We start from the raw sequence: 26,692 nt of genomic DNA, 5'->3' as shown, positions 1-26,692 counted from the left end.
GAATAAATAATGCGTGTTACACAATCAATGGTATCTGCGAACTCCCTTCGCAATATCAGCAATAGTTATAATAAATTAGCAGAACTAAATAATCAGGTTGCAACCGGTAAAAAAATCACAAAGCCATCTGACGATCCAGTAGTTGCTATGAAAGGAATGTACTTCCGTTCAAATTTAAATCAAGTCGAACAGTACAAACGAAATCTTTCAGAGCTTCATTTATGGATGGATAATTCGGAGGCGGGACTTGAGCAGGCGACAAGTGGACTTGATCGTGTTCGTGAATTATTACTGCAAGGTAAGAATGATACAAATAGTGGCGATGAAAGAACAGCTATTGCAAAAGAAATTGGTCAGCTTAAAGATGATTTGATAAATGTTGCTAATACAAAAGTTAATGGGAAGTATATTTTCCATGGTACAGATGTATCGAATCCGTTAGTGACGAGTGGATCACCTCCAACTGTTGCAGCTAATATCAATGATCCAGCAATTGATAATTACGGTGTTGAAGTTTCTCAAGGAATTACAATGAAAGCAAATGTAAGTCCCGCAAGCACATTTAATCAAGAGATGTTTGATGTGATGCAAGGTATTGAAGATAAATTCAATAATAATGATACTGAAGGATTAGATGATTTATTAGAGCGTTTGGATAATGTTCTTAGTTCGATGAACAGTGAAAGAGCAGAGCTTGGTGCAAGGTCAAATCGCTTAGAAATGGTAGAAGCAAGAATTGATGCACAGGAAGTAATGGCGACAAAGGTTCTTTCTGATAATGAAGATGTGGATATGGAAAAGGCAATTACCGACTTATCTGTTCAGGAAAGTGTGCATAATGCAGCATTGTCAGTTGGTGCACGATTAATCCAAACGTCTTTAATTGATTTCTTAAATTAAAAGGGAAAGGAGGCAAGCCTGACTATTGTTTTTGGTCTGATGGTTTGGCTCCTTTTTAATATTTGAATAAAAAGGATGTGAATGTATGTTTCCGCAAATTAGATTACAATCAACTCCGGCGCGTTTGGATATGTGGGTAGATAAGGGCTCGTTAGAGATTCGGCAGAAACAGGCTGACATGGAGATGGAACAGCCAAGAGCGGAATTAACGATTGAAAGAAGACCGTCTCAATTAACGATTGATCAGACAAAGGCAAGGGAAGATGTTGGTTATAAAAGTGTGCCGCGGATGATTGAAGATGCGGCGGCTGAGGGAAAGCAGGCTGTAATGGAAGGGATAGCTAGAAGAGGACAGGAGCGCGATGAATTGTTACAAATTCAAAATGGTGGAAATGTAATCGCTAGCCAAGCAAAAAGAAATAGTCAAGGCGCCCCAAAGCAATTTGGTTTGGGATGGATTCCTTCTCCCAATAGTGTGCAAATAAATTATGACCCAGGAGAAGTGAACGTTTCGATTGAACCGAAAAAAGCGACTATTACTACTAAAATAAACAATCCAGAAATGAATTACACGCCTTCAAAGGTTAATATCCAACTAGCACAGTATCCATCTTTAGAGATAGACTTTGAAAATTTAAAGTATATTGGGGTAAACTATGAACAATACATATAAAGGAATGATGTAAGTGAAAATTGCGACGAAATATCATGGTGAGAAAGAAATAAAAGAAAAAGAAGTCATTACATTTCCACAAGCAATTCCTGGATTTCCTGAAGAAAAGGAATTTGTTCTATTACCCCTTGATGAGGAAGGGCAATTTATTGTCTTACAATCTGTTGGAAATCAGCAATTAGCTTTTGTGCTTTCCAATCCATTTATCTTTTTTCAGGAGTATGATTTTACATTAGAAGATCATATTGTCGAGTTATTGGAATTAGAATCAGAAGAAGATATCCAAGTTTATTCTATATTAACTGTTCAAGATCCATTTGAAAAAACAACGGCAAATCTCCAAGCGCCTGTTGTCATTAATAGTAAGAAGAATATCGCAAAGCAAGTCATTTTAAATGAACCAAATTACCACACAAAGCACCCATTATTTCAAAAAAATAAACCAACACTGGTAAAGGGGTGATTCGATGTTAGTTCTGACACGGAAAAAAGGTGAGGTTATAAAAATTGGCGATGATATCGAAATAACGGTTGTTGCAGCAAAAGGAGAACAAGTGAAAATCGGTATTTCAGCCCCGAAGAATGTAGAAATATATCGGAAAGAAGTATTTGAGGAAATAATTGCAGAAAATCAGCAAGCATCAGTCGATGTTGCAGCAGTTATGAACTTGTTTAAAGGAAAGAATTGAATAAGAAAGATATTAGATAAAATGGCGTAGCTGATAGAAGCTATGCTTATTTATTTACTGAAGACCCTATTAAATAGCAATCTCTAAAATTTTTTATAAAAAAATAAAAAATACTATAAAAAACTATTAAACTTTGAATAGCAAAGACGATATATAAAGTAAGAGAGGGAAGGGCGGCCGACCTTCCTAACTCCTATAAAAACTATCATGTTCACAAGGATGTGAACACCTAAATTCAAGGAGGAAAACAAAAATGAGAATCAATCACAATATCGCAGCTCTTAACACTTACAACAAGTTAAACAGCGCAACAAATGCACAAAGCAAATCAATGGAGAAATTATCTTCTGGTCTACGTATCAACAGCGCAGCTGATGATGCAGCTGGTCTAGCAATTTCTGAAAAAATGCGCGGTCAAATCCGTGGTTTAGACCAAGCAGCTAAAAACGCTCAAGACGGAATTTCTTTAATCCAAACTGCTGAAGGTGCTTTAAGCGAAACTACTGATATCCTACAACGTATGCGTGAATTAGCAACACAAGCATCTAACGATACAAACACTGAAACAGATCGTGGAGAAATCCAAAAAGAGATGAACTCTTTAACATCTGAAATCAACCGTATCGGTAACACTACTGAGTTCAATACTCAAAAGTTACTAAACGGTGAAAAAACTACTGAAACAACAGCAACAGCTGCAAAAGTTAATGGTACAGCTACAGTAGCAGCAGCAGTAGCTGGAGATGCTGGGAATTTAGTTTTCTCTGTAGATGGTGGTGCAAATAAAACTGCAACAATTGCAGCAGCTGATACCTTAACTGATATCGTTGGAAAAATTAACACAGCAGCAGGTTCAACTATTGCATCTGCAGTTGATGGTAAGTTAGTATTAACATCAAGTTCTACTGGATCTGATTCTTCAATCAAGATTGATGCATCTACAACTGATGCTACTGCATCATATTTAGGATTATCAGAAACAACTACTAAAGGTACAGCAGCTGGAGCTGGTCTTCAATTCCAAATCGGTGCTAATGAAAACCAAAGCTTAACTCTAGAAATCAGTGACATGAGAGCTGTGGCATTAGGAATTGCTACTAAAGGTAACACTAACTCTGATTTAGCTGTAACTGATGGGACAAATAATACTGCAACAGAAACAGCCTTAGATGTTTCAACAGCTGCAACTGCTTCAGCTGCTATTACAACCATTCAAACAGCTATCGATACAGTATCTGCTGAGCGTTCTAAACTTGGTGCAAACCAAAACCGTTTAGACCACACTATCAACAACTTAAGTACTTCTTCTGAAAACTTAACTGCTGCGGAATCTCGTATCCGTGACGTTGATATGGCGAAAGAAATGATGGCACAAACTAAGAATTCTATTCTTTCTCAAGCAGCACAAGCTATGTTGGCTCAATCCAATCAATTACCTCAAGGAGTATTACAACTTCTTCAATAATTGATTAGAAGGGCGTCTTACTTGGTAACGAGTAAGAGAATCACTGGGTGAATTGCTGGAACTTCCTAAAGCTTTATCAACCACAGCGTAATTGGAAACGATAGGCGTGATGGTTTGAAAATGATAAGGATGAAACAATGGATAATCAGCAGCCAAGCTCCTAGGAGGAAACTCTGGAGAAGGTTCAACGACTAGAGAATACGATCTAAGGTGAAAACTATGGTTATGAATCTCGTAGGATAGTAAATACTATTCGAAGTGCCCAGCCCCTATAAGATTTAGGGTGAAGATATAGTCTATTCTGTCATCGAAAGAGGCAGTCGCAAAGCAAGCGAACCAACAACCACAAGGAGTTCTACAACTTCTTCAGTAATTTTAACTTATTTAAGAGAGGCTCTAGATTATCTAGAGCCCTTCTTTAATTCCTTCCACTTATTAACTACAGACCAATAGCTCCGATTTATTCTATATGCAATTTTTTTAATCGTTAATCCCTCTTTCTTTAACTTTATTAAAGTGTCTACTTCCTCATTGGTATACGCACTATAACGATCTGAATCAGTAGTTATGATTGTATAGGTAGGGTATTTACTTTTTTCCATTTAGTTGCTTCTATTTGGATGCGGTGATTCCAAGATGTTTTATAGAACATGGAGTGACAATCTAAGATTACAGGATTTATAGTTTGTATAAATTGAAAAGTTTCTCTAACGGAAGTAGTTGTGAGTATATATCCATTTCCATCTTTTCTTGAACTAAGGTGAAAGGAAAGATGGAATGTATTTTAAATGAAGCTTTGCAAGTAGATTAGTTCATCTTTTTGATAACACTGAAGATATAAAAAGATATGTGGGGTCAAATAGATTAATTTCTTTCGGTGATTTATTCTTGTTGAAATACATAAAGATCCATCGTCCATGTATAAGATGGCAAGAAAATAAGGGGATTGGCATAATTTTCACGCCGTTAGGTTTATAAAAATAGGGATATAATTTAGTGAACAGTGGAAGTGATTTTGAGTGTACCGTATTACTCATAGGTGTTAAATATAATAGTCCATTAAAAAAAGAGATTTTCCATTTCCGATAGTTTTCTTGATCCTTCCCATAATGTTCGCGATAACTATGGTTTTTTCGTCTACTATTTTTATGAATTTTTGTAATTTCTCCATCAGCAATGACACTAGCTATTAAGATATTTCTTTGAATGTCTGTAAGTGTGTCCATATTTTTTTCCTCCTTTACATAAATAAGAATATACGTTCTGTATATATTGTGGTGTAAATTGATAATTTAGAATAGTAGTTTTCTCCTAAAATCTATTTCTTTCCCCTTAACTCTTAAAAATATCTCTAACTTACCGATATAAAATATATAAAATTCTAGTTGTAGTCACAGGGGGATAATGTAAATGATAGAACGGATTGGGTCCCAGCAAAATCTTTACACACCTAGACAAGCGGAAAATGAAAATAGTATAGAGAAAACATTAGATAGTAAAATGGATGCTCCATTACAGCTTTATGGTCCAAAACCAGATAAAGAGCAACTAAATGAAGTGATTGAAAGTATGAATGCTTTTATGCATCCATCTTATACTTCCTTAAAGTTTGAACTTCATGAGAAATTAAATGATTATTATGTAACAGTTATTGATGATGATACGAAAGAGGTCATCCGTGAGATCCCTTCTAAGAAAATGCTTGATATGTATGCAGCAATGAAGGAATTTATGGGCTTAGTAATTGATGAAAAGATTTAAAAGAGGTGAGTTAAGATGGTATTAAGAATTGGTGGTTTGGCTAGTGGAATGGATATTGATACCCTTGTTGAGCAGTTAATGACAGCAGAAAGGGTACCACTAGATAAGATAAATCAGAAAAAGACATATACAGAGTGGCAGCGAGATGACTATCGAGAGATGAATTCGTTGTTGCTAGATTTAGATAATACTATTTTTAATGGAGTTTCAAAGCAAGCTAGTTTTATTAAGAAGACAGTTGCTATTTCTAATTCGGATGCTCTTTCTGTAAAGAATGTAAATTCTACGATTGATTTTTCTGGGTCGATGAAAATTAAGGAATTGGCAACTGCCGGAACAATGCAGAGCTTTACAGCTTCAAAGATTACAGACTCTTCTAAGAAACTAAGTGAGTTTGGAATCATAGATAACCAGGTCATAAAAATAAGTGCCATAACGAAAGATGGCGTCATGCAAGAAAAACCGTATGAACTTACCATTACTAAAGATGACACATTAGATAGTGTCATTGCTAAAATCAATAAAGATTCTGGGGTTACAGCATTTTTTGATACCAAATCGCAGAAGATTTCCATCACAGCTAAAAATACGGGAGAAATGGCTAACGGTTCACCAGAAATTATTCTTTCTGATGATGGAGTTAGTCCTAATAAATTTTTTAATAATATTCTAGGAATTAACTCTAATAATAAAGTGACTGCTCCTGACGGTAAATTATATGGAACATCAGGAACTAACGCTAAAATTGAATACAATGGGTTAGAAATTACCCGTCCATCCAACACCTTCACCATCAACGGTGTAGAATTCACTGCCAAAAAAGTAACAACAGAAGCAGTGACATTCTCTTCAACACCTGATGTCGATGGTATTTTAGATACAATAACACAATTCGTTAATAAATATAATGAAGCAGTAGAAAAAATTCGGGCCAAAACAACAGAAACAAAGTACCGTGATTATCCCCCTCTAACAGATACTCAGAAAGAGGATATGACAGAGGATGAAATCGAAAAATGGGATAAGCTTGCGAAAAGTGGTACACTGAAAAGTGATTCGATTTTAACGAATGTTTTAACGAAAATGCGTTCGAATTTTAGCTCACCAGTGAGTGGAACATCTACTTATTCACAAATATCGCAAATTGGGATTAGCACAACCTCTAATTACTTAGATGGTGGGAAGCTAACGATCGATGAAGATAAACTAAGAGCTGCAATTTCTGCTGATCCAAACGCTGTTTATGAGCTTTTTCAAAAGGATGGAGCAACAAGTTCGGAGCAAGGAATTGCGCGTCGCTTAAGAGATAGCTTAAAAACAGCGATGTCTGATATCACGACAAAAGCTGGGAAATCTACTAGTGTAAATAATACCTTTACGTTAGGTAAATTATTAAATAATTATGACAGTCAAATCACTCGCTTTGAAGATAAGCTGGAATCTCTTGAAACTCGTTACTGGGCGCGCTTCACGGCGATGGAATCAGCAATCAACAAGGCAAACAGTCAGTCTACGTATTTAACAAGTATGTTTAGTTCTTAATAAAAAGGAGATTTAAAAAATGGCCATTTCTAATCCATATCAATCTTATCAGCAAAATTCAGTAACTACTGCATCTGCTGGGGATTTGACTTTAATGCTTTATAACGGCTGCCTGAAATTTTTACACTTGGCCAAAAAAGCAATCAATGAAAAAGACATTCCAACTCGCAATACGAATATCCAAAAATCACAAAATATCATTAAGGAATTAATGGTGACATTGAATATGGATATTCCGATTTCTCAAAATTTAATGACGTTGTATGATTATATGAATCATCAGCTTATCAAGGCAAATATTGAGAATAATATTGTCATTATTGAAGAAGTGGAATCTTTAGTAACAGAATTCCGTGATACTTGGAAAGAGGCAATTGTTCTTAATCGTCAAAAGCAATATGGTCAAGGTGGTCAAGCGTAATGGAAGCATTAAAGCAATGCTATGCCATTACGAATGAATTAGTGGAGATTTTAAAGGGAGAAGCGGAAGTAGATACGGAGAAAGTCAATCAGCTTCTTGATCAGAGGCAGGCTTGCTTGACACTACTTACGCCACCAACTAAAGAAACCGAAAAGAAAATCGGACAGGCTCTCCTGCAACAAGATAAAGAATTGGTTGCATTGCTGCAAAAAGAAAAGCAATCGATTCAAAAAGAATTGCGAAGCTTAGAATACAAAAAAACATCCAACCAGAAATATGTTAATCCGTATCAATCTTTGCAAACGGATGGGATGTTTTACGATAAACGCAAGTAGTGGGTCAAGGGGACAGGTTCCTTGTCCCACTTTTTTTCTGTTTAGCTAGAGGATTAGCTTTATCTTTGTTGAAATAATTAGTCAGAGTTATTTTTCTTCTCTTTTTCTCTTTCTTTTTCCACTTGTTTAATCCTTCCACAATCATTCCTTAAAATGAACAATCTCCAGGAGTAATTTTAATTATTGCATAGAGGTGGTGCTTATTGGCAAGAAATCCAAGAAAAAAGAGTGTTAATGGTATTTATCACATCATTATAAGAGGTATTAATAGACAAATTATTTTTGAAGATAACGGAGATAAAATTCAATACTTAAAAATATTAAAAAGATATAAGGAGATTAGTAAGTATAAGTTATATGGTTATTGTTTAATGGATAACCATATTCATCTTTTATGTAAAGAAACGGATGAATCTATTTCAGATGTAGTGAAGAGAATTAGCTCTAGTTATGTCCACTGGTATAATGCAAAATATGAAAGAAGTGGCCATTTGTTTGAAGGTCGGTTTAAAAGTGAGACCGTTGAAGATGTGAGATATTTTTTAACGGTGCTTCGGTATATTCATCAAAATCCTCTAAAAGCTGGTGTATCAAAGAGTGTTTTGGATTGTAAATGGACTAGCATAAGGGAGTATATTGATAAACCTAATTTGGTTGATACCGAACTGGCTCTTCGACTATTTTCTTGGGATGAAAAGAAAGCATTAGAATTATTTAAGGAATATTCTTGTGAACTTAGAGAGGATAACTGTTTAGAGGTAAAAAACTCTTTGAAGATTTCCGATCATGAAGTGCTGAAAATAATGAGGAGTTTAGGAATGCCAAATAGTTCTATCCTACAGCAAATGAATAAAAAAGATAGAGATAAATTATTAAAGAAGATGAAAGAAATAGAAGGGGTAACCATTAGACAAGTTGCAAGGATAACTGGTATATCGAAAAGTGTTGTTCAGCGTGCAAAATAAGCATATTAGTTTCAGCAAAGGTTGATAACATAAAAAAGGAGGATTAATATCCACATTAAAGTGGATATTAGTCCTCCTACTGGGACAAGGAACCTGACCCCACTGTCCCAGTTCCAGTTAGATCACCCTAGACAACCCAACACGCGTCTGCTTATTCTCAACACTCTCTCCAATCAATACAATCTCCGAATCTGCATCTTCTGGAGCAATAATACTATGATCTTCAACCATCACATTACATGCCGTCACACTCTTTTCGATCACGACATTTTCACCGATAACGGTTCCAGGAAGAAGTACAGAATCTTTTATGATTGATCCTTTTCCGATAATGACATCATTGAAGATGACGGAGTTTTCTACTGTTCCATAAATTTCGCAGCCTTCACTAATAATGGAGCGTTTTACGGTAGCGGAAGATTCTATATAGGATGGGGCAAAGCACTGTTCGTGGGTAAATACGGTCCAGTCTTTGTCATTTAGAAAGATATTGCTTTCCTTTGATAGTAAGTCCATATTTGCTTCCCAGAAGCTGTCGATTGTCCCAACGTCCTTCCAATACCCTTTAAACGTATAGGCATGTAATTTGCGGTTATCTGTAAGCATGGCAGGAATAATATCTTTCCCAAAGTCCTTTGATGATAATTCATTTTTTTCTTCTTTTTGTAAATAATTTTTAAGCGTTTTCCATTTGAAAATATAGACACCCATGGAGGCAAGATTAGACTGTGGGTTGGCTGGCTTCTCTTCGAAATCAATGATGCGGTTATTAGTAGCATCTGTATTCATGATACCGAATCGGCTTGCTTCATCCCATGGCACTTCCGTAACAGAAATCGTTGCATCTGCACCTGTTTTTATATGCTGTTGTAGCATTAGATTGTAATCCATTTTATAAATATGGTCACCAGAGATAACGAGAACATATTCCGGATTATACTGGTCAATATAGGAAATATTTTGATAGATAGCATGGGCTGTACCATCATACCAGCGCTCTTCTGTACCACATTGGTATGGAGGGAGGATGCTAAGTCCGCCATCTCTGCTGTCTAAATCCCAATCTTTTCCGTCTTTAATGTAATTTTGCAGTACATGTGGCTGATACTGTGTTAATACACCAACGGTATCTATTCCTGAATTACGGCAATTGCTTAAAGTGAAATCAACGATACGATATTTTCCTCCAAAAGGTACTGCGGGTTTTGCTAATTCTTCTGTTAGTTTTTTTAGTCTTGTCCCTCTTCCGCCAGCCAAAAGCATTGCGATACATTTTTTATTCAAAATAGATCCCTCCAGTATGCGTTGTCAAATCTTCATTTGTTAGAATTTCAAGAGAAAGTAAGATGTTACTTATTTTTCCAGATTTTTTTCAAATTTTAAGAACATCTCTTAATAAGCAAATGTTCCCCCAATTTATCTATCAATAAGTAGATCTATTTCGTTATAAACGATCGTCTTCCCATAGCTTGTAAAAGTACTCTTCCTCTTCTAATTCTTTTAATTCTAATTCATGCTGATTTTGTAAGATTTTTTCACTCATTCATTTTACCTCCAAGTTAATTTCTTGTTGTGTTCATTGTAGCAAATATAAAACGTTGAATTGTAAAAATATTTAGATTAATTTCGATAAATCTCGACACAAACCTAGTAAGTGATACTCGCATTTCCATCTTTTGTTAGGAATATAGGCTTCTTCTCATAGATTATGTCGAAATGTTTTTTATAGAGCAAATAGTTGTCTAGATATTTAACAACAATAGCATTAACTTATGATAAGAAAAATGCTAGTTATATCTGCTTCTGCCTATTTAAATCCTTTAAAGAACTAGTTCTTTTACTAGGAAAACGGCCAATTTTTTTGCCGAGAAACTATTCGTTTTATTTATGCTGTATATATATCCTGTCTAAATTAATTTGAAACATTTTCTTACATAAAATTTAGCTGGAATCATTATACTAGGATTGCTCTTTATAAATTAATTTGAAAATGTTCACAATTTTGTCGAAATTTCATATCGTTTTAGCAGGATTTTGATAGGGTATGATAGAAATATATAGTATAGTCAAAATAATTCCTTATAGGTATATTTCTAATTACCATTAGGAAAAAATAAGACTTGCACTGGAAACTATAAAGGAGGAGTAACTTATGAATTTCAACATTAGAGGAGAAAACATTGAGGTAACTCCAGCAATTAGAGAGTATGTCGAAAAGAAAATATCCAAATTAGAAAGATACTTTTCTGAAACACCAGATGCACAAGTAAACGTAAACCTAAAAACGTATAATGACAAAACGTCTAAGGTTGAGGTTACGATTCCAATGTCCCAGCTGCTGTTGCGTGCAGAAGAAGATCATTTGGACATGTATGCAGCAATTGATTTAATTTCCGATAAATTAGAAAGACAAATAAGAAAACATAAAACGAAAGTAAATCGTAAGCATAGAGAAAAAGGAAATCTTAATGAACTATTTGGTTCTTACGAAACTGCACCAGCTGTGGAGGAAGAAGAACAAGATCTAGAAATTGTCCGCCAAAAACGCTTTAATCTAAAACCAATGGACAGCGAAGAAGCCATCTTGCAAATGGATTTATTAGGCCATAATTTCTTCGTCTATACAGATGCCGAGACAAACAACACCAATATCGTTTACAAACGAAAAGACGGGAAATACGGATTAATAGAAGCACAATAACAAACAAGCCTGCAGTGAAAAACTGCAGGCTTCAGTTTGTCGACAAAAAGATTTTTGAAAAGTTCCATTTAATTTTTATGCGTTGCTTGGAGTGGAAGGGGTGAGACTCCTGTGGGATTAGCGAGACAGCCTGAGACCCTGCAGGCGCAGCCGAAGCGGCTCAGCGCGAGCCCCACGGAAAGCGAACCCCTGTAGCGGAAAGCAACATTTTATTCGAAGAGATTAATAAATATACTATTAATAAACTTCTATCTCCAAAATTTCGGAGTTTTGTCTAATCTAAAGCCTGCAGGGAAACACTGCAGGCTTTATTCATGAAGGAAGCGTTAAAAGAAAGATATAGTGAAATATAAATAATGATAAAATTAATTTGATAAGAAAATGTCTTTATCCAATGGATAAGATTTTACCGTGATGACTGAAAAAGAAAATTTTTAAGTAAAATACGGATCTATTTGAAAACAAGCAAAAAATTCAAATTCTAAATAGACATTATTCTCTTTCTACATAAGTCAATAGACAAACTCTCCAAACTCCCCAATCAAATTTGTCATCTACATACGAAAGTTTGAAGATTCCAAAAAATACTTCCTAATTCTAAAAGTAAAGGCTATAATGAGACATAATTTAAAATAGAAAATGCGTGGTGGTTAAATGAAATTAGATGAAATAGATAAAAGGATATTAGATTTGCTTACAGCGAATGGAAGACTATCCTATGTAGAAATTGGAAAAGAACTTAATTTATCACGAGTGGCAATAAGAGAGCGAGTCAGTCAACTAATCGAAAATGGAATCATTGAAAAATTTAGTGCTGTCATTAATTCCGAAAAAGTAGGCAAGACGGTTTCAGCCTTTTTTGAAGTCGACTGTGAACCAGCTTCCCTTATTCAAGTAGCACAGACACTAGCAGAAAATCCTGTTGTTGCAAGCTGCTATCAAATGACAGGACCAAGCACCTTACATATGCACGTCCTAGTAGAAGACTTCGAAGCATTAGAAAGGTTTACAAACAATGAACTTTATTCCTTAGAAGGTATAACAAGAGTAGAAAGTCATATTCTTTTAAGAAGATTTAAAAGTAGAAATGGCTTGAAAATTTGATACATAAACAAAGAAAAATCAAATCTATTTGGTTTGATTTTTTTGTTATGTACTGAGCTCTTTCGAAAGTTTTTACAGAATATTATTTGGAAAAAAGAAATCATGTCCTCTAATCAGCTATTTCTCTACGAAATTCTACATTTTTTTCAAAAACCCCATCAAGGAAAATAATGGAATTAATTATTATTTTGAAATATTTTTAATTTTCACTCCTTCTAAATCAAAAAAAGTATCTATAAAAAAATCCCACTGCAAACCAATTGAACATTATATAAAAACCCTTATTTCCGTAGGAATATTAGAAATAACGAGCTACTACCATTCCTTTTCCATTTAAGTAGCAATTATTGTGAAAATTATAATATTATTTCGAAAAACTAAATACTAGAGGGGCGAAAGGGTTTTCTTAAATTTGTTAAATATAGAATATATCAAATTATTAAATTTTTTTGAAAAATCACTAGAATTCTTGTGGCAACTGTCTTATAATCATGAATATTAATTATTTGCTTTCGTTTGTTAATCAAATGAAGTGATTTAATTAACTTTTGAAAGTTGAAATTGGTTATTTTTACAAAGAGGGGGAAGGTGAGACAGCTTGATTTCGATGATTATTAGAAGGTTATTTCAGCTTGTGCTATTACTAATTGGAATATCTTTCTTGGTTTTTGCTAGTATGCATTTGGCACCAGGAGATCCAGCATCTATTATCGCAGGACCAACAGCGACTACTTCTGATATCGATGCGATTAAAGAAAGTCTAGGATTGAATGAACCCTTTCTAGTTCAGTATTGGGACTATTTAAAAAATGTAGTGCAAGGGGATCTAGGGTATTCCTATCAGACAAAACAATCCGTTTCAGAAGCAATTGCAATAAGATTTCCAAATACACTCAATCTTGCAATAGCTAGTATTATTGTGGCAGTTGCCATCGGATTAGTTGCTGGTATCATTTCAGCACTTAAACAAAACTCATGGTTAGATGTATTTAGCACTGTTTTTTCATTAGGTGGTATTTCGATTCCTAACTTCTGGCTCGGTTCCATCTTGATTCTCGTATTTGCCGTAAACTTGCAAATGTTGCCGGTAGGAGGATTGGATGCTCCGTTTTGGACATTTGAAGGAATGAAGCAATTGATTCTTCCTGCTATTACGTTAGGAACAGGTTCAGCCGCAATGATTGCAAGGATGAGCCGCTCCTCGATGCTAGAAGTTATTCAAGCGGATTATGTACGAACAGCAAGAGCTAAAGGGGTAAAAGAAAAATCGATTATTGGTGTTCATGCCCTGAAAAATGCAATGATTCCAGTCATTACCGTAATTGGCGTTAACTTTGGAGGATTATTGGGAGGAACGATTATTACCGAACAGGTTTTTGCGATAAACGGGGTTGGAAGATTAATGATTAATGCGATTGCATCAAGAGATTTCCCAATGGTGCAAGGATCAGTATTATTGGTGGCTTCCCTTTTTGTTTTAGTCAATTTAATCGTCGATATTATTTATGTCTTTATAGATCCAAGAATTAGCTATGACAATTAAGAAAGGCGGAAACCAATGGAAACAGTAACAAATCCGCAAGTGTCACCAGTCATGAAGAAGAAGAAAAAAGACTCGTTTCTATTAGCAACTTGGAAGAAATTGATAAAAAATCGTTTAGCGGTAGTCGGGATGATTATTATTTTGTTGCAAGTAGCTATCGCGATAGCGGCCCCGTTAATAACAAGCTATGATCCTGCCCGTCAAAACCTTGAAGCAACAGAATTACCGATGTTCACGGAAGGGCATTGGCTTGGGACTGATAATTATGGACGTGATATGTGGAGTAGAATCGCATACGGAGCAAGAATTTCCCTAGTAGTTGGTAGTATAGCCGTTGTTCTTGGATTAGTTGGCGGTATTACTTTAGGGTTATTAGCAGGCTACTATCGTAAATTAGACGGAATTATTATGAGAATAGTAGATTTATTATTTTCTTTTCCAGGTATTTTGCTTGCGATGCTTATCATTGCAGTACTTGGTACCAGTCTAGTAAATGTAGCGATTGCGATAAGTATCTGGTCCATTCCTTCTTGTGCCAGAATTGTCCGAGGCTCTGTTTTATCCGTGAAAAAACAAGAATATGTGTTGGCAATGAAATCACTTGGAGCAAGCGATTTGCGGATTATGTTCAAGCATATTTTGCCAAATTGTACAGCACCAATCATCGTGTTCGCAACGATGCGGATGGCAACAGCGATTCTTTCCACTGCTTCCCTTAGTTATTTAGGGTTAGGTGCTCAGCCACCAACACCTGAATGGGGTGCAATGATATCCCAAGGGCAGGCGTATATGTGGACATCTCCACATATGACGATTATTCCTGGTATTGCCATTATGCTAACAGTATTTGCTTTTAACGTTGTAGGAGATGGATTAAGAGATGCACTTGATCCAAATATGAAAGTCAATCAATAACAAATACATAGTTTAAGGGGAGTTATTTATGAAAAAGATTGTTTTTGCCATGATGGCATTATTGCTGCTTGTTGCAGCAGGTTGTTCGAATAGTTCTAGTGGAGGTTCAAGCTCAAATGGGGGAAGTGTAGCACAGGAAATCACATATGCGACAACTTCAGATGTTGTTGGCCTATCTCCAATTTTAACGAATGATTCTGTATCTACTGCTGTAAATTCGCAAATCTATGAAACTTTATTTAAACGTAATTCAGAAACAATGGAAATTGAACCATTTTTAGCAGAATCCTATGAAAATCCAGATGAATTAACATGGATTATCCAATTAAAAGAAGGAATTAAGTTCCAAGATGGAACAGACTTTAATGCGGAAGCAGTAAAGTATACATTTGATAAATTCCGTGATCCAGCAACAGCTGCACCTCGTGCTTCTTTACTTGAACCAATTGAATCTGTCAATGTACAGGATGAATACACAGTGGAGATTAAAACAAAGTATGCTTATGGTGCATTACTAGCAGCACTTTCTCATTCCAATGCAGCTATCGTTAGTCCAGAAGCAGATAAAAATGGCGATTTAATGAAAGAGCCTGTAGGTACTGGTCCATTCAAATTCGTAAGCTGGACATCAGGTGAATCTGTTGTTTTAGAGAAAAATCCAGATTACTGGCAAGGGGAAGCAAAACTAGATAAGGTTACATTTAAAGTAGTTCCTGAAGTAACAACAGCTATTTCTATGCTTCAATCAGGAGACGTACAATTTATTACCGGTGTTCCAACAGAACAAATGGATCGTGTAGAAGGACTTAAAAATGTAGAAGTAACGAAAAAAGAAGGAACACCTGTTTACTTTTTCGGATTTAATATGGAAAAAGAACCAATGAACAATCTTGAATTCCGCCAAGCAGTAGCTTATGCATTAAATAGAGAAGCTTATGTAAAGCAATTAAATGGATTAGGAATTGGCGGCAATAGTGTTATTGGACCAAAAGTATTCGGTTATGACGAAGCAAGCAATGACATTGGCTATGAGTATAACTTAGAAAAAGCAAAAGAATTAGTAGAGAAAAATGGTTTTGGTGATAAAGAATATACATTGCTTGTTGCTAATACAGCTAGTTATATGAAAATGACAGAAATCAGCCAATCACAATTACAAGATGCAGGCTTTAACATCAAAATTGAAACAATTGAGTGGGGAGCTTTCCTAGATACAACACGTAGTGGAAACTTTGAAATGACTTTCCAAGGATGGACAAACTCAACAGGTGATGGAAGTGAGCTATTATATCCAAACTTCCACTCAAACAATGTTGGTTCATCTAACACAGTTAGATACAATAATGAAGCATTTGATAAATTAGTAGAAGAAAGTCGTGAAAGTGTAGACCAAGATGTGCGTGCAGCAAAATTAAAAGAAGCGAATGAACTACTTGTACAAGATGCTCCTGCGATTGTTATGAATCATGGCGTAGTAACGCTTGCATATGACAAATCCGTTAAAGGGTTAGACATTGACCCAACAGGAACTTGGTCATTATATAAAGTTTACAGAGAGTAGGGATTGGATATGACGAAGAAGCTATTATCTGTAAAAGACTTACGGACAAATTTTCGTACAGCTGATGGGGAACTATCAGCTGTACGAGGAATTTCTTTTGACTTAGATAAGGGAGAAACATTATGCATTGTCGGAGAATCCGGTTGTGGGAAAAGTATTACCTCCCTTTCTCTTATGGGGCTTCTTCCGAGCAATGGCTATATTAGCAAAGAGTCTTTGATTGATTTTAACGGAACAGATATATCAAAGCTCACAAAGGAACAATTGCGTTCTATCCGCGGTCGCGATATCTCGATGATTTTCCAAGAACCGATGACGGCGCTAAATCCGGTATTAACAATAGGCTATCAGCTGCGAGAGCCCCTTATGCTTCATCAGCAGCTATCAAAGCAAAAGGCAAATGCCAAAGGAATTGAGCTATTAAAGCAAGTAGGGATTCCTTACCCTGAAAAAAGAATGAAGCAATATCCCCATGAATTAAGTGGGGGAATGAGACAACGTGTTATGATTGCGATTGCGTTATCCTGCCGTCCGCAATTATTGATTGCCGATGAACCAACCACTGCTTTAGATGTAACGATTCAGGCGCAAATATTGGATTTAATGAATGATTTAAAGACAGAGCTAGGAATGGGTGTGATTATGGTTACCCACGATATGGGAGTAGTTGCAGAAATCGCTGATCGGGTAATGGTTATGTACGCTGGGGAAAAGGTAGAAGAAGGCGATGTGGAGAGTATATTTACGAACCCGCAGCATCCTTACACAAGAGGCCTTCTAAATTCTGTGCCAGATATTGACGATCCATCCTTTGAACTGGAAGCAATACCAGGTTCCTTGCCTAATTTAAATGAAGAAATCAGCGGATGTCGTTTTCATCCACGTTGTCCATTTGCGACAGATAGATGTAAAGAAGCTTCACCGAAAGAATATGAGCTACATTCCGCTCATCGCGTAAAATGCTGGTTGCAGGAGGAGGTGGAAATACATGCAGACGATCGAGAAACAATCCCTTCTTAAATTAGAAGGGGTTAAAAAGTACTTTCCTATTAAAGGTGGTTTGTTACAACGGGTACAAGGCCATGTGAAAGCCGTTGAAAACGTTAGTTTAGAAGTTTTTGAAGGAGAAAGTGTTGGAGTAGTGGGAGAATCTGGGTGCGGGAAATCGACACTTGGACGAACAGTCCTTGGTTTAGAGGAAATAACCGATGGAAAGGTGTATTTCCAAAACCAAGATACACAGGCACTTTCCAGTAAAGAAAAAAAAGCATTCAAAAAAGATATGCAGATGATTTTCCAGGATCCTTATGCTTCATTAAATCCTCGTCAAAAAATTGGCAATGCATTAGAAGAAGCATTTGTTATTCATACGAATCTATCAAAAGAAGAAAGAAAACAAAGGGTAGTAGAGCTTTTACAAGAAGTCGGTTTAAAGGAAGAACATTATGATCGTTATCCCCATGAATTTAGTGGTGGGCAACGTCAGCGTATTGGAATTGCGCGTGCAATTGCCCTTAATCCCTCCCTTATTATTTGTGATGAAGCAGTTTCTGCTTTAGACGTATCGGTACAAGCACAGGTTTTAAAATTAATGAAGGGTTTGAAGGATAAATATCAATTAACATATCTATTTATCTCCCATGATTTAGGAGTAGTTCGCTATTTCTGCGATCGGGTATTAGTCATGTACTTAGGGAATACGGTAGAGCTTGCTTCCTCGGAACAATTATATGACAACCCGCTTCATCCTTACACAAAAGCACTGTTATCCTCCATTCCACGCCCAAAAATGGGAGTAAAGGGAGAAAGAATTCGTTTACAAGGAGAAATTCCAAATCCTGCAAACCCGCCATCTGGCTGTCCATTCCATACACGCTGTCCGATTGCTACTGACTTATGTAAACAATCGAAACCAGAGTGGAAAGAAGCAGAGCCAAATCATTTTGTAGCCTGTCATTATGTCGGAAAGGAATTGAATTAATATGAAATTAGATTACTTATATCATCCTTATCCATCCCAGCGAAACACTGTTTTTGCCAAGAAAGGAATGGTAGCTACTTCCCAGCCTTTAGCTGCTCAAGCTGGTCTTGAGATTTTGCAAAAGGGTGGTAATGCGATTGATGCGGCGATTGCTACAGCAGCTGCATTAACAGTAGTAGAGCCAACCTCTAATGGAATCGGTGGAGACGCATTTGCACTTGTATGGGTGAAAGACAAACTTCATGGATTAAACGCAAGTGGTCCTGCACCAAGCTCTATTTCCATTGATGCTTTAAAAGAGAAGGGCTTAGAAAAGATGCCAACTCATGGTGTTATTCCCGTGACAGTACCAGGAGTTCCATCTGCTTGGGCAGCCCTTTCTGAGAAATTTGGAAAGCTGCCATTAAAAGAAACATTGGCACCTGCCATTCGTCTAGCAGAAGAAGGCTATCCAATTAGCCCGATTCTAGGAAAGTATTGGAATCTAGCGCATAATCGTTTTAAGGAAATCCTTAAAGGGGATGAATATAAGCCTTGGTTTGATACCTTTACACCAAATGGAAGAGCGCCGAAAATTGGGGAGATTTGGTCATCAGAAGGTCATGCATCTACTTTACGCTCCATTGCAGAAACAAATGCAGAAAGCTTTTACCGTGGAGAATTGGCAGACAAAATTTCACAGTTTATGGAAGAACATGATGGCTATCTTCGTAAAGAAGATCTAGCTAGTTTTTATCCTGAATGGGTAGACCCAATCTCTGTTTCTTACAAAGGCTACGATGTTTGGGAAATACCGCCAAATGGTCAAGGCTTAGTGGCGTTAATGGCACTTAATATTGCAAAAGGCTATGATCTAACAGAGAAGGATTCAGTCGATACATACCACAAACATATTGAAGCAATGAAGCTTGCTTTCATAGATGGGAAGGCGTTTATTACGGAAGAAAAAGAAATGCCTCATACCGTAAGTGAGTTATTAAGCGAAGAATATGCAGCATTACGAAGAGAAAAAATCGGCGAGCATGCGATTACACCTGAACCTTTATCCCCTCCAAAGGGTGGAACGGTTTACTTAGCAGCAGCAGATGAAGAAGGAAACATGATTTCGTATATTCAAAGCAATTATATGGGCTTCGGTTCAGGAATTGTCATTCCAGGAACAGGAATTGGTCTGCAAAATCGTGGACATGATTTCTCCCTTGATCCAACACATCCCAATGCATTAAAACCGGGAAAAAGAACGTACCATACGATTATTCCAGGATTCCTTACAAAAGATAATAAAGCAGTTGGGCCATTTGGAGTGATGGGTGGTTATATGCAACCACAAGGACATTTCCAAGTTGTCACAAATACAATCGACTTCCATTTGAACCCACAAGCAGCTTTAGATGCACCAAGATGGCAGTGGATGGAAGGAAAGAAAATTCTTGTAGAACCTCATTTTCCAAACCATCTCGCTCAAGCACTTGCTAGACGCGGGCATGAGATTCAAACAGCTACAGACTATGGTCATTTTGGCAGAGGACAAATTATCTGGCGAGATGAAGAGACAGGTGCATTAATTGGCGGAACAGAATCAAGAACAGATGGAACGATTGCATCCTGGTAAGACTTCAGAAAGGTTGTTGATTTTATGACACATTGGCATCTATTTCTTGCCTTTTTCCGAGTGGGAATATTAGGGTATGGCGGTGGTCCATCTTCTATTCCCCTTGTGAAAAATGAAGTAGTGGATAAATATAAATGGATGACAGACGATGAGTTTTCCGATGTTTTAGCATTAGGGAATGCTTTGCCTGGTCCAATTGCCACCAAAATGGCAGGCTATATTGGCTGGCAAGTAAAGGGAGTCTTCGGAATGATCAACGCCATTATCGCATCTGTGGTTCCTACGATTCTATTAATGATTCTGCTCTTAACCTTTTTAAATTCCTTTAAAGATAAGCCTTGGGTACTAGGAATGACAAAGGCCGTAGTTCCAGTGGTTGGTGTAATGTTAGCGGTTTTGACAGTAGACTTTCTAAAGAAAGTAAATGCTAACTTTGGCGTGAAGCTAACAATTGGATTGCTAGTAGCAAGTATCATTCTTTTAGTTTTTCTTAATATCCATCCTGCGATTGTGATAGGCGTTGTCATTGTCGTTTCTCTTCTCAGCAAGAAGCAGAAACAGGAAGTAAAAGAGGTGAAGGCTTCGTGATTTATTGGCACATCTTTTGGGCTTTTTTTCTTCCGGGAATTCTTGGCTATGGAGGTGGACCAGCTTCCATTCCATTAGTGGAAAAAGAAGTGGTCGATCGGTATGGCTGGGTAACGGAAAATGAATTTAGTGAAGTGCTGGCAATGGGAAATGCTCTGCCAGGACCGATTGCTACCAAAATGGCAGGCTACATCGGCTTTCAAGAGGGTGGAGTAATAGGAGCAATCATTGGTGTATTTGCGACCGTTGCCCCATCATTACTTTTAATGATTGCTTTATTACGACTATTAATGAAATTTAAAGATTCTCCGAAAGTGAATTTACTGACAAATCTAGTTAGACCGGTCATTGCTATTTTGTTGGCAATGATGACGATAAGTTTATTCCAGAATTCTTATGAAGGAATCGGAATTTATCAAACCGTGTTTATTGGCATCATAAGTCTAATCCTCCTAGAAAAAGTCAAGGTTCATCCTGCTTATGTAATAGCAGGTTCCCTTGTGTATGGGGCAATTTTCTTAGCTTAATGGAAAAGGAGGTAAGAGCATGACGTTCTCTATTGTTGGCTATGATCCACAGGAAAAAGAATGGGGTATTGCGGTACAATCAAAATTTCTTGGCGTTGGGGCAGTCGTTCCTTGGGCGAAAGCAGGCGTTGGAGCAGTTGCGACTCAATCATATGCAAATACGTCCTTTGGTCCAGAAGGCTTGCGCTTAATGGAAGAGGGAAAATCAGCAGAGGAAGCATTGCATGCATTATTAGATAAGGACCCAGGAAGAGAGCAAAGGCAAGTTGGCTTTATTGATGCAAATGGCAATGCAGCAACCTTTACTGGAAAAGAGTGCTATGACTGGGCTGGAGGAGTAACAGGTTCTCATTTTGCAGCACAGGGAAATATTCTTGTTGATGAAAATACGGTAAAGGCAATGGCTGCTAATTTTCAAAAAACAGAAGGAAGTCTTGCTGAACGATTACTTGCAGCATTGCAAGCAGGACAGAATGCAGGTGGTGATAGCAGAGGGCAGCAATCAGCCTCACTGCTTGTTGTAAAAGATAGAGGTGGATATGGCGGCTTTAATGATCGCTATATTGATTTGCGGGTAGAAGATCACGAGGAGCCAATAAAAGAGCTAACCCGCATCTATCAATTGCAGCAACTATATTTTGCACCCTCGAAGTCAGAGAATATTATTCCAATCGAAGGAAAAGTATTAGAAGAATTAACGACTCATCTACAAAGATTAGGCTATTTAAACGCAACAATTACAGAAGTATCCGAAGCCCTTAAAACCTATATTCATACGGAGAACTTTGAAGAAAGAGAACAAAAAGCAGGCCTAATCGATTTAGAAGTGCTTGAGTATATGAAAAAACAAAAATAATTTATTTATGAAACTTCCTATTTATATAGGTGATTTTAGACAGTAGCCAAACTTCTTGAAAGAAGTTTGGCTACTGTTTTTTTGTCTTCCAAAGGGGATGTTGATTCCCTCTTTCGAGTTATATGCTGCGGGTTCGGAAAAGTTTAGATAATTTGAAATTAACAATTAATCTAATAAAAAGGATTGAAATTCCAGCAGATAACTTTTATAATGAAAGTGCAAACTACCATACTAGTGCAATTAGAATACCAAGAAATAGGGTGAGTATAATAGTTTCAATTAAAAAAAGGGAAAACCTTTCCACACGTGATTTTGTTTATGGAACAATAAAAAATAGAATTACAGAATTAGAGCTAAAACCAGGGCAAAAGATTTCTGAACAAGAAATAGCAAGTGAGTTAAAGGTAAGCCGTACTCCAGTGAGAGAAGCTTTCTTGAAACTGTCGCAAGAGGATTTGCTTGGTATATATCCGCAGATTGGTACGATCGTTTCCTTAATTGACTTGGATCTTGTGGAAGAAGCCAGATTTGTGCGAGAAAATATGGAGAAGGCAGTTGTTAAAGAGGCTTGCCAAATTTTTGAACAAGAGCAGTTGTTTCAATTGGAATCCAATATTACGATGCAGGAATTATGCTTGAAAAATGGATCTTACCATCAATTATTGGAATTAGATGATCAATTTCATCGGTTGCTATTTGAGGGATGCAATAAACTGAGAACCTGGAAGATGATTAGACAAATGAACAGCCACTTTGATCGGTTGCGTGTTCTTCGATTAGAATCAAATCTTGAATGGGATATACTTGTTTCTCAGCATAAATCTATCTTTCAGTTTATCAAGGGAAAGAAAGAAGAGGATGCAGAGAAATTAATAGGGATGCATTTAAACTTAGTTAATTTTGAGAAAAAGGAACTGAAGAAAACGTATCCTAATTATTTTAGTTAAAGGTAGCAGGCTCTTATCATAGCTTTTTCACAGATTTTTAATCAAGCTTTATAAGTTAATTAAAGGAGGATTAAGCAAATGGAAAAAATTATCGATAAAGGGAATGAACGATTTGTAACCAATAGTTATCACTGTTGGTTGCAATATCGTAAAATCGAAAATACTAATCAATATAGCCACATAGCCTCTAATATTGCAGTAGCTTCCAATACAATAGTCATTGATTCTGCTGTGAATGAACTAAAATTTGCACTAACATCCATGCTAGGTGTTGCTCCGATTGTTCAACCGTATACTTCCAATGAGAATTCGATTATTTTAGGTACATATGAAAGCGTTAACTTAGATGGATATGGAATTTCCCTTGCCTTATTTGATGATTTAAATGATGAAGGATATTTAGTAAAGACCACTGAAGATAATAAACAGGTACTTTTAATTGGGAAAACGGATAAAGGAGCTTTATACGCGGCCTTCCATTTCCTAAAAATTTTACAAAGAGAAGAGTCTCTAATTGGTTTAGAAATCATCGAAGCACCAAAAAATCAGTTAAGAATGATGAATCAATGGGATAACATGAACGGTTCGATAGAGCGTGGTTATTCTGGAAATTCCATCTTTTTTAATGACAACGATTTCACTAAGGATTTAACAAGAATAAAAGATTATGCTCGTCTCTTATCTTCTGTAGGTGTCAATGCCATTTCGATTAATAATGTAAATGTGTGGAATGTAGAAACGAGATTACTTACAGCGGAGTTTTTACCTAAAGTAAAAGAAGTGGCATCTATTCTAAGATCCTATGCGATAACAACGTATCTAAGTATAAACTATGCTAGTCCAATAGAATTGGGGAATCTGCCAACTGCTGATCCACTTGATAAAGAGGTAGAAAAATGGTGGGCAAAAAAAGTAGAAGAAATCTATAGCTATATCCCTGACTTTGGTGGTTTTGTTGTCAAAGCAGATTCAGAGGGAAGACCTGGACCCTTCACCTATGGGAGAGGGCATGTAGAGGGTGCTAATGTGTTAGCGCGAGCATTACAGCCTTTTGATGGAAAAGTAATATGGCGCTGTTTCGTATACAATTGTTTACAAGATTGGCGTGACAGAAAAACAGACCGGGCAAGAGCAGCATACGACAATTTCAAGCCGCTTGATGGGCAATTCCTTGATAATGTCATTTTGCAAATAAAAAATGGACCAATGGATTTCCAAGTACGCGAACCAATATCCCCACTAATTGGTGCAATGAAGGAAACGAATCAAGTAGTGGAATTCCAAATCGCACAGGAATATACCGGTCAACAAAAGGATATTTGTTATTTAGTTCCACAATGGAAAGAAGTACTTGATTTTGATACGCATGCTGACGGTGAAGAATCGACCGTCAAATCCATTGTTAATGGTTCACGCTATAACTATAGCTATGGCGGCATTTCTGCTGTATCCAATATCGGCAATGATATGAATTGGACTGGAAATACATTAGCACAGGCAAACCTTTATGGATTTGGCAGATTAACCTGGGAGCCTGATTTATCGACAGAAACCATTACGAATGAATGGATTCAGTTAACTTTTGGTAGTGATCCAAAGGTTGTCGAAGTTGTAGAATATATTTTGCTCCAATCATGGAGAACCTATGAAAATTATACTGCGCCACTTGGTGTTGGCTGGATGGTTAATCCGGATCACCATTATGGTCCAAATGTTGATGGCTATGAGTACTCCAAGTGGGGGACGTATCACTTTGCAGATTGTGAGGGTATTGGTGTAGATCGTACCATTGAAACGGGAACTGGTTATGCGGGCCAATACTTTGGACCAAATGCAGAAATTTATAATTCAGTAGAAGATTGTCCAGATGAACTGCTTCTATTTTTTCATCATGTACCATACTTACATAAACTTCATTCTGGAGAGACGGTAATCCAGCATATTTATAATACACATTTTCAAGGTGCAGAAGAAGTGGAGACGTTTATTAACCGATGGAATGAGCTAGAGGGCAAGGTAGAGAATTGGGTTTTTGAAAATGTGAAGGAACGTTTGCAGCTCCAATTAGAAAATGCGAAGGAATGGCGTGATCGCATTAATACGTACTTCTATAGAAAATCAGGAATCGCAGATGAAAAAAATAGAATGATATATTAATAAGTATTCCATTTTTTCTGCATTACGGGCAGTAGAGTAGGAAAACCCATTCAAAAGTATATTCATTGATGAAAGGGTAATTACTAAATTCACTATAGAACAAATAATATCTCAGTCACTTAAAATTATTTAAACAAATGGAGGTTAAGAGGCTACCATTCATAATCGAATTTAAAAATAATAGAGTTCTTCATCAGGAAAAGGAATGAACAAAATATTTTATCGATCCGGGCTTAACTAGAATTCCGCTAATGGTAAGGAGAAGGACGGATAGGCTAAAAATAAGCGGTTAACTTTATTGGTGAAGGATGATGCAAAATGAAAATGGTATTTCGATGGTTTGGAGAAGGAAATGACTCTATCCCTTTAGAATATATAAAACAGATACAAGGTGTAGAAGGAATAGTTTGGGCACTTCACGATATCCCAGCAGGCGAAGTATGGACAATAGAAAAAATAAACGAAGTGAAACAGCAAGTGGAACGTCAAGGGTTTCATGTTGATGTAGTTGAGAGTGTTAATATACATGAGGATATTAAACTAGGACTTCCATCAAGAGAAAAGTATATCGATAATTACATCAAAACAATTGAAAATTTAGCAACAGTTGGTGTTAAGGTAATTTGCTACAATTTTATGCCGGTATTTGATTGGGTTCGAACCAACTTATTTAAAGAATTGGAGGATGGATCTACTGCATTATTCTTTGAAAAAAGCAAAATAACGGACATAGATCCAATGGAACTGGTTCAGTCCATTTCACATAATCATGATTTTACGATGCCGGGATGGGAACCAGAACGATTGGTGTATTTAACAGAACTGTTTGAACAGTATAAGGAAGTCACGGAAGAAGATTTATGGAATCATTTGCAGTACTTTTTAGAGCGTATTATCCCAGTCGCTGAAAAAAATGGAATTAAAATGGCTATACACCCAGATGATCCGCCTTTTTCCGTATTGGGATTGCCAAGAATCATTACGAACAAACAGAATATTAAGAGATTGTTAGATTTAGTAGATAGTCCTTCCAATGGTTTAACATTATGCAGTGGTTCATTGGGAGTAAATCCAGATAATAATATTGCGGAAATCGCAAGCGAATTTTCGGATCGAATCCCATTTGCGCATATCCGTAATGTAAGACGATATGAAAATGGAGATTTTATTGAAACCTCTCATCGTACTACCGATGGATCAGTTGATATCCAAAGTATTATGGAAGCGCTATATAAATCTCGGTATTCAGGTTATTTACGACCAGATCATGGAAGACATATTTGGAACGAAAAATGTAGACCAGGGTATGGGCTTTATGACCGGGCATTAGGAATCATGTATTTATGGGGAATCTGGGATTCTTTGTGTAGAACTAGTGTGGAAACAGAGAAATATGCTGACGCTAAATGAAAACGTTTAATCTAGTAATTTATGATTTTGGTATAAGCT

Annotated in this window: 27 protein-coding genes; 24 read left to right on the top strand and 3 right to left on the bottom strand. The window is 36.6% G+C overall.

Features of this window, described 5'->3' with window-relative positions:
• The first annotated feature begins 9 nt into the window (after positions 1–9).
• The 5 genes from flgL (at position 10) to RTL21_RS02155 (ending at position 3,727) form a co-directional block, all read left to right on the top strand.
• A complete protein-coding gene (flgL, locus tag RTL21_RS02175; protein ID WP_312092848.1) occupies positions 10–900 on the top strand; it encodes a flagellar hook-associated protein FlgL in 891 nt (296 codons plus the stop codon).
• An 85-nt stretch (positions 901–985) separates the two neighbouring features.
• Complete coding sequence (locus RTL21_RS02170) at positions 986–1,573, top strand: DUF6470 family protein (RefSeq protein ID WP_312092846.1); 588 nt, start codon at positions 986–988, stop codon at positions 1,571–1,573.
• A 13-nt stretch (positions 1,574–1,586) separates the two neighbouring features.
• The gene (gene fliW, locus RTL21_RS02165; protein ID WP_312092844.1) at positions 1,587–2,036 is read left to right on the top strand and encodes a flagellar assembly protein FliW; all 450 of its coding nucleotides are present in this window, start codon (positions 1,587–1,589) and stop codon (positions 2,034–2,036) included.
• Positions 2,037–2,040: 4 nt separating this feature from the next.
• Entirely contained in the window at positions 2,041–2,262 is a 222-nt protein-coding gene (csrA, locus tag RTL21_RS02160; RefSeq protein ID WP_312092842.1) for a carbon storage regulator CsrA, read from the top strand.
• Between the two features lie 253 nt (positions 2,263–2,515).
• On the top strand, positions 2,516–3,727 hold the full coding sequence (locus RTL21_RS02155) for a flagellin N-terminal helical domain-containing protein (protein WP_312092840.1): 1,212 nt from the start codon (positions 2,516–2,518) through the stop codon (positions 3,725–3,727).
• Positions 3,728–4,128: 401 nt separating this feature from the next.
• Here the strand turns inward: RTL21_RS02155 and RTL21_RS02150 are convergent, their stop codons facing one another.
• Both RTL21_RS02150 and RTL21_RS02145 read right to left on the bottom strand, forming a co-directional pair.
• A complete protein-coding gene (locus RTL21_RS02150; protein ID WP_312092838.1) occupies positions 4,129–4,329 on the bottom strand; it encodes a hypothetical protein in 201 nt (66 codons plus the stop codon).
• A gap of 210 nt (positions 4,330–4,539) precedes the next feature.
• On the bottom strand, positions 4,540–4,953 hold the full coding sequence (locus tag RTL21_RS02145) for a hypothetical protein (protein ID WP_312092837.1): 414 nt from the start codon (positions 4,951–4,953) through the stop codon (positions 4,540–4,542).
• Between the two features lie 184 nt (positions 4,954–5,137).
• Here RTL21_RS02145 and flaG point away from each other — a divergent pair, with 184 nt between their 5' ends.
• From flaG to RTL21_RS02120, 5 genes are all read left to right on the top strand, one after another.
• Entirely contained in the window at positions 5,138–5,488 is a 351-nt protein-coding gene (flaG, locus tag RTL21_RS02140) for a flagellar protein FlaG (RefSeq protein ID WP_312092835.1), read from the top strand.
• Between the two features lie 15 nt (positions 5,489–5,503).
• Entirely contained in the window at positions 5,504–7,030 is a 1,527-nt protein-coding gene (locus RTL21_RS02135; protein ID WP_312092833.1) for a flagellar hook-associated protein 2, read from the top strand.
• A gap of 19 nt (positions 7,031–7,049) precedes the next feature.
• Positions 7,050–7,451, top strand: a complete 402-nt coding sequence (gene fliS, locus RTL21_RS02130) for a flagellar export chaperone FliS (RefSeq protein WP_312092831.1) — start codon at positions 7,050–7,052, stop codon at positions 7,449–7,451.
• Complete coding sequence (gene fliT / locus RTL21_RS02125; protein WP_312092829.1) at positions 7,451–7,786, top strand: flagellar protein FliT; 336 nt, start codon at positions 7,451–7,453, stop codon at positions 7,784–7,786. Before fliS ends, fliT begins: the two co-directional genes overlap by 1 nt.
• 203 nt (positions 7,787–7,989) lie before the next feature.
• Entirely contained in the window at positions 7,990–8,751 is a 762-nt protein-coding gene (locus RTL21_RS02120) for a transposase (protein ID WP_312092827.1), read from the top strand.
• Between the two features lie 117 nt (positions 8,752–8,868).
• Here the strand turns inward: RTL21_RS02120 and RTL21_RS02115 are convergent, their stop codons facing one another.
• Positions 8,869–10,038, bottom strand: a complete 1,170-nt coding sequence (locus RTL21_RS02115; protein ID WP_312092888.1) for a glucose-1-phosphate adenylyltransferase — start codon at positions 10,036–10,038, stop codon at positions 8,869–8,871.
• Between the two features lie 865 nt (positions 10,039–10,903).
• On the opposite strand from RTL21_RS02115, the gene hpf reads away from it, so the two are divergent.
• The 14 genes from hpf (at position 10,904) to uxuA (ending at position 26,653) form a co-directional block, all read left to right on the top strand.
• Positions 10,904–11,452, top strand: coding sequence for a ribosome hibernation-promoting factor, HPF/YfiA family (gene hpf / locus RTL21_RS02110; protein ID WP_312092825.1), 549 nt, complete (start codon positions 10,904–10,906; stop codon positions 11,450–11,452).
• Positions 11,453–12,106: 654 nt separating this feature from the next.
• Positions 12,107–12,556 carry an Lrp/AsnC family transcriptional regulator gene (locus tag RTL21_RS02105; protein WP_312092823.1) on the top strand — a complete coding sequence of 150 codons (450 nt, stop codon included), beginning with the start codon at positions 12,107–12,109 and terminating at the stop codon, positions 12,554–12,556.
• Positions 12,557–13,154: 598 nt separating this feature from the next.
• Positions 13,155–14,099, top strand: coding sequence for a nickel ABC transporter permease (nikB, locus tag RTL21_RS02100; protein ID WP_312092821.1), 945 nt, complete (start codon positions 13,155–13,157; stop codon positions 14,097–14,099).
• A gap of 51 nt (positions 14,100–14,150) precedes the next feature.
• Positions 14,151–15,014, top strand: a complete 864-nt coding sequence (locus RTL21_RS02095) for an ABC transporter permease (RefSeq protein ID WP_396954410.1) — start codon at positions 14,151–14,153, stop codon at positions 15,012–15,014.
• Positions 15,015–15,042: 28 nt separating this feature from the next.
• Positions 15,043–16,575: a glutathione ABC transporter substrate-binding protein gene (locus RTL21_RS02090; RefSeq protein WP_312092817.1), complete on the top strand. Its 1,533-nt coding sequence runs from the start codon at positions 15,043–15,045 to the stop codon at positions 16,573–16,575.
• 9 nt (positions 16,576–16,584) lie between these two features.
• Positions 16,585–17,595, top strand: coding sequence for an ABC transporter ATP-binding protein (locus RTL21_RS02085; RefSeq protein WP_312092815.1), 1,011 nt, complete (start codon positions 16,585–16,587; stop codon positions 17,593–17,595).
• The gene (locus tag RTL21_RS02080) at positions 17,564–18,556 is read left to right on the top strand and encodes an ABC transporter ATP-binding protein (protein ID WP_312092813.1); all 993 of its coding nucleotides are present in this window, start codon (positions 17,564–17,566) and stop codon (positions 18,554–18,556) included. Before RTL21_RS02085 ends, RTL21_RS02080 begins: the two co-directional genes overlap by 32 nt.
• A gap of 1 nt (position 18,557) precedes the next feature.
• Complete coding sequence (locus tag RTL21_RS02075) at positions 18,558–20,168, top strand: gamma-glutamyltransferase family protein (RefSeq protein ID WP_312092812.1); 1,611 nt, start codon at positions 18,558–18,560, stop codon at positions 20,166–20,168.
• Positions 20,169–20,192: 24 nt separating this feature from the next.
• A complete protein-coding gene (locus RTL21_RS02070) occupies positions 20,193–20,756 on the top strand; it encodes a chromate transporter (RefSeq protein ID WP_312092810.1) in 564 nt (187 codons plus the stop codon).
• Positions 20,753–21,283 (top strand): chromate transporter, encoded by a 531-nt coding sequence (locus RTL21_RS02065; protein WP_312092808.1) that lies wholly within the window; start codon positions 20,753–20,755, stop codon positions 21,281–21,283. The genes RTL21_RS02070 and RTL21_RS02065 overlap by 4 nt, the downstream gene beginning before the upstream one ends.
• Before the next feature lie 19 nt (positions 21,284–21,302).
• Complete coding sequence (locus RTL21_RS02060; RefSeq protein ID WP_312092806.1) at positions 21,303–22,139, top strand: DUF1028 domain-containing protein; 837 nt, start codon at positions 21,303–21,305, stop codon at positions 22,137–22,139.
• Between the two features lie 269 nt (positions 22,140–22,408).
• Positions 22,409–23,086, top strand: a complete 678-nt coding sequence (locus RTL21_RS02055) for a GntR family transcriptional regulator (RefSeq protein ID WP_312092885.1) — start codon at positions 22,409–22,411, stop codon at positions 23,084–23,086.
• A gap of 78 nt (positions 23,087–23,164) precedes the next feature.
• Positions 23,165–25,243, top strand: a complete 2,079-nt coding sequence (locus RTL21_RS02050) for an alpha-glucuronidase family glycosyl hydrolase (protein ID WP_312092804.1) — start codon at positions 23,165–23,167, stop codon at positions 25,241–25,243.
• A 318-nt stretch (positions 25,244–25,561) separates the two neighbouring features.
• Positions 25,562–26,653, top strand: a complete 1,092-nt coding sequence (gene uxuA, locus RTL21_RS02045; protein WP_312092803.1) for a mannonate dehydratase — start codon at positions 25,562–25,564, stop codon at positions 26,651–26,653.
• The last annotated feature ends 39 nt before the right edge of the window (positions 26,654–26,692 follow it).

It is taken from the genome of Niallia sp., from assembly GCF_031978665.1.
Classification (GTDB): domain Bacteria; phylum Bacillota; class Bacilli; order Bacillales; family Cytobacillaceae; genus Niallia.
The sequence above is the reverse complement of the archived record's forward strand: the minus strand, read 5'-3'. Positions and strand labels throughout refer to the sequence as shown.